4 protein-coding genes are annotated in these 12,644 nt (G+C 41.6%); all 4 read right to left on the minus strand.

Going from position 1 to position 12,644, the window contains the following annotated elements; genetic code table 11:
• Positions 1-254: 254 nt before the first annotated feature.
• The 4 genes from I3255_RS12640 to I3255_RS12655 all read right to left on the minus strand — a co-directional run bounded on the left by I3255_RS12640 (position 255) and on the right by I3255_RS12655 (position 12,552).
• Positions 255-4,364 carry a Mur ligase family protein gene (locus tag I3255_RS12640; protein WP_238039136.1) on the minus strand — a complete coding sequence of 1,370 codons (4,110 nt, stop codon included), beginning with the start codon at positions 4,362-4,364 and terminating at the stop codon, positions 255-257.
• Positions 4,365-4,540: 176 nt separating this feature from the next.
• Entirely contained in the window at positions 4,541-8,905 is a 4,365-nt protein-coding gene (locus I3255_RS12645; RefSeq protein WP_238039137.1) for an Ig-like domain-containing protein, read from the minus strand.
• 1,878 nt (positions 8,906-10,783) lie between these two features.
• On the minus strand, positions 10,784-11,467 hold the full coding sequence (locus I3255_RS12650) for a cupin domain-containing protein (RefSeq protein WP_238039138.1): 684 nt from the start codon (positions 11,465-11,467) through the stop codon (positions 10,784-10,786).
• Positions 11,468-11,688: 221 nt separating this feature from the next.
• The gene (locus I3255_RS12655; RefSeq protein WP_238039139.1) at positions 11,689-12,552 is read right to left on the minus strand and encodes a universal stress protein; all 864 of its coding nucleotides are present in this window, start codon (positions 12,550-12,552) and stop codon (positions 11,689-11,691) included.
• Between the last annotated feature and the right edge of the window lie 92 nt (positions 12,553-12,644).

Consider the following 12,644-nt stretch of genomic DNA (forward strand, 5'->3'; position numbering starts at 1 on the left):
CATAGGCAATATCAGCAGGACTGATCTTAGCATCGATGACTAAGTCACTACTCGTTGGCAGAATCTGCATAATTACCTTGCCCGGTTTAACCACACCACCTAGCCGAGTAACCTGATCAATCTTGGCAAACAACGCCCATACGATCAAAATGACAATACCAATCAAGCTAACTAAGATTACGTGACTTTATTAAACCTCATATTCAGATATCAGTTGTTATCAAATTTATATTACATAATACAAATAACTAAATTTAAGCAAAGCTATTCATGATTTTCTCAGACAGCCCATAGCATACCTCTCGACTCTCAGCCTCTAGCACAACACTTAGATAATGCACATCACCATCTATCCAATAGTTTATTAAGTTCGAACCTATACCAACCAAGTTACCTGTCTTCAATCCTAGAACATTCGGATGAGAGTGCATAAGCTTGTTGGTATTAAAAACCTTCTTACCATTGTATTCAAAATACTTGAAAGAACAGTAAGAAGCTATCGCCCCATATTGGCTGATAAATGTTTTAGCTAGCTTGCTCATGTCTTGAGCTGTCGTATGAGCCTTTCTTTCAAGGCCTGAGCAGCTAGTCCACCGAGTATTGGTGAGACCAAGAAATTGTGACTTACGAACCATTTGTGAGACGAAATTTTGCTCATCACCAGAATGCCAACATGCTAAAGCAAATGCTGCTTCGTTAGAGCTTGCGATTAAAGCAGACTTAATAAGAGTTGATAAGAATATTTTTTCGCCCTTTTTATAAAACTGATAGTACTGACTACTACCCCTTAATAAACTGACAGGTATCTCTACCGTAGTTGTAACAGGATCGATTCTATCCTGCATCACTTTATCCCAGACCAACATAACGGTCATTAATTTAGCCAATGATGCCATCATTTTTGGTATTGCTGACTTGTTTTCTATGATAAGACGCTGATTGGCTATCTCATTATTTTTCAATGTAAAGCTCTCAACCAGTATGGCAGCGTCCGTATTCAAATCCTCTAGAATAGCAGTATCTTTTGTTTCAACTACTGCTAACTCTTGCCGATAGACAATAGGTTTTTTACCTTCTCTGAATAGTTTATTGAGTCTTATGCCATTAGAGGCTTTAATAAAAACATGGTCATAATCTTCAATAAACTCATGTATTTTCAAGCTTGCGGCTTGTACGTTTTCAAAGTGATGAAGTGTTATATCTAGACTTTTAAGCTTATCAAGCAATACTTTGCTTTGACTACCGACTAAAATCAAAGCTCTGAAATTCATATTCTCAATGATAGGAGCTAACTGTAAATGGTACCTACTACTGTCACCACCTAGCTCTAACATATCACCCAAAATCAATACTTTTTGATGGGTAGGTGCCTGCAACCGCTCAAAGGTTTCGAGTGCTGCCTGCATGGATAATGGGTTGGCATTGTAAGCTTCATCATAAAGTGTGATTGGTCGGTTTTTATAAGTCGTTTCAAGTACTTGCCCTCGCCCAGCCACGGCTTTAAAATTTTCTAATCGATTAATGGCCTCACGGATAGGTAAATTGTTATGGTTGACCACGGCCAAAATAGCCATCGCATTTAGCACCATGTGCTGACCACGGGCCTGTAGATTCAGCATATAAGTCTGACCATCAACTGCTATCTGTGCTTGTGCTTCTTTTTGATGGTAACTGAGTAGCTTAATTGTTGCATCATCATGTTCACCATAGCTGACGACATGAATACCCCACGTGGTTGCCAAACGCTCAATAAAATCATACTGTTCGATATCTCGGCAAACAATGGCGAGAGAACCTGGCGCCATACCTTCAAAAATACGTGATTTTTTGAGAGCAATAGTCTCAACATTATGATGATATTCAAGATGTGCAGGAGCAATATTGGTAATGAGCGCTATATCAGGGCGGACTAAATTGGTATTGGCAGACATAGAGCCAATCGCCATCTCTAGTACCCAATGACTTATAGACTGAGGCATAGAAGCCAAATTCCATGCAATACCCACTGGTAGATTTGCACTAGATTGAGTGTAGCTCGCACCGCCGAAACCATTCAGTACATGTGCCAGCATATGCACTGTTGTGGTCTTCCCAGCACTACCAGTAACACCAATCACTTGACCATCAAAGACTTGCCGAGCATATCGTCCAATCGCAATAGTTGCTTGACGTATATCGCGCACGTACAGCACAGGGATACTTGAATTTTTGTATGCTATAACGTCATCAGTGATAATGGCAGAAGCGCCTTTTTTCACTAAAGACTCAATCGACTTTTCAGACAAATAACCCACCGCCATATTTTTTCCTCGAGCCACGATTAACTGACCTGACTCAAAACTGGGTGACCAAACACATAATCCTGTTGCAGACCAATCTACTGGCGGTGTGACTAGCCACTTACCCTTAGTGGCGAGGACGAGCGAATTGGCCGCTAACACAGGTTGTTTCAAATGCTGACTATCTGATTCTACTGGCTGATTTTTGTCTTCGTCACCTGGGTGGATTACATTATGAGTTGGTTGATACTTCTTTGCGGCTAGCTTTGGGTAATTAGCCGTTTTTAAAAAATCAAAGTAACCAATAAGACCTGATAAATAATGCTCTACATCATCAATTCGCACTCTAAACGAGTGATGACGGATAAAAAATCCATGCAGAATGGTTTGCGGGGATTTATAAAACATGGCCATTTCTGGAAAGAAAAAACCATTCATAAGATAATTGGCACGCGCATGTAATGCCTGATAAAACCCTTGAACATCAAAACCCGCCAACACAGCATAAAATTCAGGATGTTCATCTAGTTTTAATAGCATTTTATGAAAAGCCATAGATAGCTCAAGCAATGTCGGAAAAGTAGTGATACGGTTTTTGATAAAATCGGTATAGCCTCTAATATTATCGACCGCAAACTGAAAGTATTTTTTTTCAGGTTTGTAAATGATCAACTCATTTGAGCAGTATGATAACCAGTGATCGTGTGCCTCATGGTGCTTGGCTTCTATAAAGTAATCAAAAGCACGAGTGACACAGTCAAGCCAACGCGTATCTTTGGTCAAACCATATAAACGCATCATTGCAAATGCCGCCTCACCATCATAATAAATGATTCGGTTTTTCGCTTTTAGCGTTAAATCTTTGCTATGTAAGACATGCACAAAGCTGCCATCGTCTTGTTGCATTGCGATGATGCCTAGCGCTAATTGCTCTGCCAACGCATGATAATTATCTGCTTTTGGTGTGTCTCTAAAGAACTGCAGATATTTAACGATTGCTAATATCGCAACGGCATTTGCACCTAACTTAACCTCTCCGCCAGTATCAATCACATATGCTTTGTCATCATAGGTCTGAATAAGCTTATCGATCAGGTAGCTCATGGCATTATCAATACTAACTTTCATATTAGCCAAAGCAAGCTCAGCCTCATCGTTACGATAGGCGTCAAAACTATGACAAGCTTCATAGCCTTCTATCAGTGCATAAGTGCTACTGGCATGGCGCAGACTATTATAAGTATCTATCGTGCGGCCAAAACAAGGAAAGTATCCATACACATATTTGCCTGATGGCGTGACCTGCTTTGCAAGGTAATGCGCGGCCTGCTCAATAATAGGCCGAGTCGTATCTGCCGATAATGGCAACAACTTGCGGTGACCTTTAAAGCGTGGCTGTATATCAAGGTGATGGCACTCACCTGTATTCTGATCGATAAATACACCCGCCGTATTAAAACTAATAACGGGTAAATCATTGCTAAAATCTGGAATTTGGCTACTGCCATGGCGTGCTTTTAGATACACATTCAGGTTGTTAGTATTAACCCCTGCATGAGAAACTGTATTGCCCATATAAAGGCATGCATTGGCATTCAGCTCCATTTCGGTGAGCAATAACCATGGCTCACGCACCCCTTCAAACGCAATGCCTGATCGGTAATAGTTACGCTTGAACTTTTTTATATTTTTTTGGAAACTTGACCAATTCGTAAGCGTAGCTTGAGTGAGCCACTCTAACCTTAGCCAAGCAATAGGAGCATCAAACTTAGATGATAGTTTCTTAATTTTTGCGATTATCTCAGGCAGTATTTTTTCAAAGTTAGAGAAATTGCTAATGCAATCTATTTTGTCTAGTTTTATTAAATCATCAATAACGAAAGTGACTACTTTGGCTTTTTTATGACTATCAGATACCGACAATATAAAAGTATTAGCCAAATTATCCAACACTATACCATTTGAACGACTTTCTGTTTCGTTATTCAGCTTCGTAAGGTGTGTTTGTACCCAGTTATCATAAATGGCTGGTAGATTTTTTTCTAAATGGTTCATTAAGAGGGTCGAGCGTATATGTTCGTCCATGTTTTATTGTCCTATAGCATCTTGCATTTTGTCATATTTTAACTATAAACATACAGCACTTATATTAAGACTATATTCTTCAAATTTATTCACTATATCTTAAAAATTTAGTTAGAAATTGTAAAAAACGCCTCTATTTCGGAAGCGTTTTAAAATTGGAATTCGACTAGTCAGTATTAGATAACATTGGCGATATCAGTATCAATATAGATCTGTGTAGAGGTGTCACTACCTGATTGCCATACATCATATGTCTCACCTGCTGAGGTAGTCTGTGCAAGATTAGACCAACTATCGCCTTCTAGGTTGATCGTATCATCGCTATCACCTTTAACATAAATAGCAGAATTGACATCTTTAGCGGCTACGTTCAAAGTATTAGCGCCGATACCACTAATATCAATAATATCAATAATATCAGGCTGCATCATGTCAGCTAGACTAATGACTTGATCTGCGCCCTCAAAGCTTAGAATATCAAGCCCCTCGTCTGAGACAGATAATAAAGTATCAGGAATATCGATAGAAGTTGCATCATCCGCAAGTGTGAAGCTACTGGCACTTACGCGACCTGCAGATGCCCCGCCCTCAGAATCATAGTCGATCGTAATCTCTAGGTTTGCAGAAGATGACTCACCATTTGGCGCCGTAATCGTATACTCAAAGCTATCTATATCACCATAAGTACCTGTAAACGTAGCATTGGCTGCATAGTTGTAACTACCATCCGAATTAATGGTCAACGTGCCATAGCTACCTACTATTTCTGTGCCGTCAGTCACTGCTAAGCCATCGACTGCTGATACTACAGTACCAGTAGCCGCGGTATCAGCACCGTCAGCCCCCAAGTCAGTGATAACGTTACCCGCTACCGAACCATCGACACCTCCAACTGGGCTATAATTGGTAACCTCATCGAACACTGTGCTGATAGTTAAATTACTTAACAAGTTAGCGCTTAAAAGACCACTGCTGTTACCCAAGGTCACGTAATAGGTACCACCACCTTCAAACTCTGGTAATACCAAATTATCGGCACTCCATGAAGCGCTTAAAAAACCGCCTGATCCAATTAACCAGTCTGTTTCTTCGTATACCAACACGGCATCGGTACTACCATCTTCAACTCTATATACTAAAAGATCAAAATCAATATCTCCAAGATTTAAGAGAGCCGTGAGCGCTGATAAGCTTAAGGTCGCATAGCCGGAGCCGTCTATGGTGACTTGCTCAGTCGCGTTATTGGGTACCACAAAAGTGAGCCCGCTGTTGCTACCAAGCACACTCACATCTATCGTATCTGACAGTACACTAAGATCTAGAAGTCCCCCTACATTTTTTGTTTGTGTCGTTTGCGTGGTGATGATAGGCGTGACATTTACATTTAGCGTGGATTGATTGTCCACAGCTGCTGGTGAGGTTGTATCTACTGTGACTGTCACAGCAGGTGCGTTACCGCTCACATTGTCGACAGCATCTTTGATGTTGTAGCTTAGCTCATACTCAGCATCATCTAAAGGCGTTTGCGGCGTTAAAGTATAGCTGCCGTCGGCGTTTTCAGTGATCACTGCATCAACTACGATACCATTTATCACTAACTGCAGTGTTTCACCGTCACTAAGCACACCAGCAGCAACCTCAAGGCTTGGTGTATTGTCATTTGTGAACCCATTATCGGCAATGATTTCTGCAGGGTTCAGTACGTCACCGCTACCATCATTGGCCACGTTATCAGTGACAGTAGCCACTGATGTTGGCGTACTAGGAGCAGTAGAGCTGATATTAATCACTAGTTGTGCGGTGTCACTGTTACCTGCTGCACCGTTAGAGATAGTATATTCAAATACTTCTGTTTTACCTGACGATGCGTAGTCACCATTGGCCCTGTAAATGTAGTTACCAAGCTCATTGATGATTAAAATACCGTACTGACCCTGTATGGTAAATACGTTGAGACCGTCAACAATTTCAGAAGTCGGCTCTAATAAAGTATTTTCACTATTGATATCAGTCAGCTTAGTATTAGCAGTGACTATATCTTCACCCAACTCATCTTCTGCTAACCCATCAGGATTAATGACATTACCTATGAGGATTGCATTTGAATCGAAATTATATTCCGTTAGTATAGTCGTCACATTGGTTGTTTCTAACAACGTTAGAGTATTGCTAAGTAATGCACCTGCAATAGCATCTAGTACTGGATCAACTACGCCACCAAGTAAATTGTTTAATACGGTATTGTCTTGAAGCAAAGTCACCAATTCATCGATGCTTAGCTCATTTGTTACACCTAAAGCAGTGGTAAGAATACCTTTCACTGTGGTGCCCAAACCAACTGTGTCAGCATTTAGCGAGGCCTCTACCGCATTTAAGACAGCCGCTTGGTTATCTGGACCTAAAACGATGCCTGAGTCGCTTAAGTCTGCCAATTCCACATCTTCTACTAAAGTAGTTAATGCACTATCGCTTTTGCGCACTATTACCGTATAGTCTCCTGGCTCTAAACTAGATACAGTCGCTGTCAATGTGTCGTTGTCAGTAATGCCTAGTACCTCTAAACCGACTACATCACCTATTAGTGGTTCACCACCAGTAGTACCGACATAAACACGATCGCCATTGCTATTGTAGACTTCTATATTGACGGCATCTGCTACTGCAACTAGCGCTACTTGTTGGACATCGATACTAACTGTACCAATCGCGCCATCACTTACAGTAAAGCCAAGAATACCATCTGAGTCTACATCCCTTGCGGTGATATCGCTTCTTGTAACGAAACTACTCCTTTGCACAAAACTACTTCTTTGGGCAACTCCATTTCCTTCAGCGATACCAAGTACGGTGACGTTATTGTCAGTTACTGGTGGAATATTAGTGGCTTGCAACTCACCTAAATCTATATCGGCTGAGTCATCTTGAGCAACGATAGTAGTAGTATCAACCGTCACGTTAGTAACTGGCGAATCCTCACTCACGTTACCTGCCTCATCAATAAGGTTGTAACTGAGTGTATGAGGGCCGTCAGTCAATGGCATGGTTGGCGTTAAGGTCACGCCGCCATCACCATTAGGCGTAGAGGCCGAAGGTACGACGTTGCCATCAACCACCAGTTGCGGGGTGCCATTAGCCACTTGCTCGGCAGGTACAACAACGCCTGGGGTGTTGTCGTTAGTCAGGCCACCATTAGTGACGGTTTCTGCTGGAGTAAGTTCATCGCCACTGCCGTCATTGGCAACGTTGTCAGTGACCACAGGGACGTCAGTTGGTGCCGTCGGTGCAATGGTGTCTACGACAATATCAACCGTGCTGCTGGCGCTTGGTAAATTACCAGCGGCGTCCGTGGCAGTGGCTGTTAGTGTTTCATCCCCTTCGCCCATGACAGTGACCTCTGCTGGGCTCACAGCCACGCTCCAGTTGCCATCACCATCAACGGTCACAGGATTGCCAATCTGAGCACCTGCTTCATTGGTTAAGGTGATGATGTCACCTGCGGTACCAGTGCCAGTCACGTTAAACCCAGCACCTGCTTCAACCGCATTGATGATGTCATCGCCTGTGACTGCATTGATGACGGGGGCATCGGCATCGGCATCAGCGTCAGCATCAGCATCGGCATCGGCATCGGCATCGGCATCAGCATCAGCGTCAGCGTCGGCATCAGCGTCGGCATCGGCATCAGCGTCGGCATCAGCATCAGCGTCAGCATCAGCATCAGCATCAGCATCAGCGTCAGCGTCAGCATCAGCATCAGCATCAGCATCAGCGTCAGCGTCAGCGTCAGCGTCAGCGTCAGCGTCGGCATCAGCATCGGCATCAGCATCGGCATCAGCATCGGCATCAGCATCGGCATCAGCATCAGCATCAGCATCAGCATCGGCATCAGCGTCGGCATCAGCATCGGCATCGGCATCAGCATCGGCATCGGCATCGGCATCAGCATCGGCATCGGCATCGGCATCGGCATCAGCGTCGGCATCAGCATCAGCGTCAGCGTCAGCGTCAGCGTCGGCGTCGGCATCAGCATCGGCGTCACTATCATCACCACTACTAGAGAAAGCCGCTGCCGCCACACCAACGCCTGCTAAACCCAACAACCATGGTAGAGCTGCAAAACCTTCAGATTCTGTCGCCCCTAGCCACCAAGGACTTGCATATCCGTCTCCGCCCAATGATTGACCCTGCACTTCGCCTACCTGTAATTCAGTCACATAATCTGTCACATCACCTGTATCGGGAAGGTAATAGTAATAATTACCGTTATCCGCCATACCTATCAGCGCACTATCGATATCATCATAAAACCCTTCAATGATAAGGTCAGCGTTTTCACTATTATTCTCAAATGAAATATGAAGGTTTTTATCTATGCGTTTGGTAATAATATTTTTTGGTGCACGCCCAGACGCTGTATCAAGAAGCTCGTAATTCGTTTTATCAGCAGCTCGTATCACTATCGGAATATTGTTCTGCGTAACCACAGTATGTTCAGCAACTGTTCCGACCTGATTATTGGCTTTAACGGTTATAGTTTTCATAACATCATCCTTGATTAATGAATTCTAAAATAATTTCCGATCTAGAATTATGAGTGAATTTGTTTGTATCCTTCATTTTTGTTCGCAGTGACTGAATTTTTTTACACGTATCTCTACATCCCGAAGATATCTTCAACGATATTTTTGTGAAACTAACAAAAAATTTAGTTTGTGACTTTTGGCTATTCGGCAATATGTTTGCTTTTGCAAAATAATAGCCATATGACAGAGGGGACGGACGATGTAATGAGTCATATATCTTGAAGACATCTGCTGATCAACTATCACTTGCTGAATAGTAAGAGGCTTTACTGGACGAGGCTTTACTAAATATAGATAGGCTTGCAATTTTGTTTTTATCTGAGAGATGTGCGGGTAATTTTTGATGTAAAAAGCAGTATTACCAATCACTTTTCTGATGACTAATTTTGTTAGGGAATAAGTATTATAGACAGACAATATTCGATCAGCTACCATAGTCCGGCTACCTACTAAAATGGCCATCCTAGCCGATAATAGTGCAGTTATGCTGATCATAATAATCGACCTCCAATCGATAGGAATCCAACTCATTAAAATTCTTTTACTAACCTATATTCCTAATTATTTTTATAAAAATACAGGTTGGCAAAAAAAACTTTATCTTTTTACAATTAACTATTTTCTATGCACCTTGTATTCTAATAATAGTATGCTTATTTTATAGGTCAACATTAATACATTTATCAATTTGTAAAAAATGTTCCTTTATGTAAAACATGTATATGTATTTACAATAAAACCTCATAACCCTTAAGTCAAAATACAAATAAACCACTGTGTATATCAGTGTAAACCTATATAAAAATGATTAGGTATAACCATAATTACCTATAATTATTACAAATATGACCAATTCAGCCTATCTTCTCTCATGATTATATAAGTCTAATTACTTCAGTATTCAGCACAAATTCTGGCAAACAGAAAGCTATAAGACCATCTATACAATCACTAACCCTCTTCATTATTAACGTTTGAAATATTAATAGATTAAGAGTAATTAAAAATCATTAAAACTCAAAGGTAACTTCAATTTATATTGAATAATTAATTATCCGATATACACATTAATTAAAAATTTTATTTTGCATTATTAAGATCTACGAGATACACTCATATCGTATATCTATGGTGAAATCTAATTTTTTCTCTTAAAAATACTGTTTTTATATACATTTCATATCACTTTATTAGACCAACATAATTAGACTAAAATCCTAAATTCCAGCCAACACTCACCTACTTCACGTCCTTAAACGCTTTATAAATCAGCAATAATCTTCATTTTTAATCAAATTTTGTCTGATAGTTTATGCATTGTCGCTACTACCGATTTAATGTAGTGGCAAGCGTTCAGTACACGTCCTCAGCACTACTTGATAGCACTTAGTAGTATGAGGTGCTGGATGAATGAGACGCTTATATGAGCTACAGGAAGACCTATCTTATTTCAGATATTTTCGCTCAGTAGTCACTGGCTATGTTGGAATGAAATGAAAGAAGAGCTGCCTTAAAGAAAGGCTATCTATGAGGTGTTGAAGGAAGGTTTGAAATCTCACGTAGGAAAGAGTCTAAGAGGGTCTATCGATATAAAACTATCAATACGTAAAGTAGCTATAGTTGATTCAGATTAAAAGAGAGACAAGGCAACCGAGCGCAGATGTATATGTGATAATTCAAGTGAGGTTAACGCTGTCACTCTTTTATAGAAGTTTGACTATATTCAAGATACTGCCTATAGCGCATCTAACACATCAAATATGAAAGATTGATGTGTTAGATATTACGTTTATGGATCACTCAGACTGTTGATACAGCACTTTCCACAAGTTTTATTTAAGCTTCATTTATTTCCAAACCAATTATCTGGCTTAGATGCCCTGTTTTCAGATATATCGTTGCGCCCTCTCGTCCTGCTATGATTTGCGCGTACTCACCTGCAGGCAGACGCAACCATCCCCAACGCTGATAGACTCGGTTATCATCTACCAGCTCGCCTGCAATGACTAATAGCTCTGCGCCATTAGGGATTGGCTCATTGAATAACAACTCGCCTGCCTCTATACGTTGCAAGCTCACCTGCTCGACACCATCTGAGAACAGAGAACAAACGTCACGGTCACCTTGTCGCTGCCAATTGGTACCATCGTGAGTATCGATAGCCACATGATTTAACTCATCAGGTGACATCTGCCGCAGCTTGACAAAAATAACTGTGCCTTCATCACTATAAGGCCTATGACCGGATGCTGGTGGGTTACGTAAATACCAACCTGCCGGATAATGGGTATCGTCTGCAGAAAAAGTCCCTGATAATACTAGAATTTCTTCACCGCCCGGATGCAGATGGTACGGAAAATAAGAGTTCGGTGCGTAACGGACAAGACTGGTCGCACGCGCCTTCTCCTCTCCTATGCGGTCAAGCATCACTCGCTCCACGCCATTCTGTGGTGATTTGACCCACCCGTGGTCTTCAGGTGCTAGCGAGGCACGACGTGAAAAATCTGCATTGATACGCATAAGGGGTTCCAAAGATAGAATGAGTGGCGTCAGCGCGTGAGCCGTTATGAGATATAGATTGGTTATCTAAAATATCGATAACCAATCATGATGGCGAATATTGAAAATTGAACTATTAAGATTGGTACGTTGTTCGCTAACGTGGCGAAAAACACACGACCTTAATTTAGCGTCACTTTATCGAAAAACAAGCGATCAAGAACAACTTATTAATGTATCCATCAACGTACCAGAATCACGGGAGACAATGTGCTCGCGATGATCTCTGTCGTCGTACTACCAAGGAACAACTGCTGCCATTTAGAGTGTCCGTAAGCACCGACCACCATGATGTCAATATCGTTGTCGACTTGAAACGTTAACAGTCCATCAACGGCATCAGAAGCAGATAAATGATGCGCCTCAACGACAAAGCCTGCATCTTCTAATTTAGCAGCGGCGGCACTCATGCTTTGCTTGGCAACATCATTATGATTGCCGACCATCACAATATGACCTTTTAAACCTTTTAACAAAGGGCTTTTTGACACCATCCACGCCGCTTTTATAGACGTCTTACTACCATCAAAAGCAATCATATATGAGCTAGGCTCTTTAAAAGTCTCTGAGCAAATCAGTATAGGAATATCCGATGCGCGAGCTACCGTTTCGATTTGGCTGCCGATATTGATGCGGCTATTTTTGTGGTCTTCGCCGCGGCGGCCCATGACGATCGCGCGATTTTCTTCTTTGAAATGCTCGATACTAGGAAGCAATTTGCCATGACGTTGATAAATGCGCACATTGACATCCGCAAAGCTGCCTTGGATATGGCTTTTTGCATCTTGTACTAAGGCATTGCTATAGCTATTGACTACCTTCGCCCTTTGCTCATCTAGCTGGGACAACTCTTCTAACAAAAACTGGCGGCTGTTTATCCCTATCGCTCCTGATAGATCACGTCTGACTGAAGCGGGGACGTCGCTGACATGCAGCAACCCAACAGGCAAGTTCAGTTTGCTGGCATACCATGCTGCATAGTCACAAACCGATTCAGTCACTGCTGAGCCGTCAATACAAGCTAGAATGTGCTGTGATATTGTCATAATCTGTCCTTAGATGTGTTATTTAATCCTATACAGCTTGTTATATATGACCAAGCTATGCCTATTATTTGAGAGATTTTTATAAAAACTGC

The sequence above is a fragment of the Psychrobacter sp. Ps6 genome (genome assembly GCF_022129235.1).
Taxonomy (GTDB): Bacteria; Pseudomonadota; Gammaproteobacteria; order Pseudomonadales; family Moraxellaceae; genus Psychrobacter.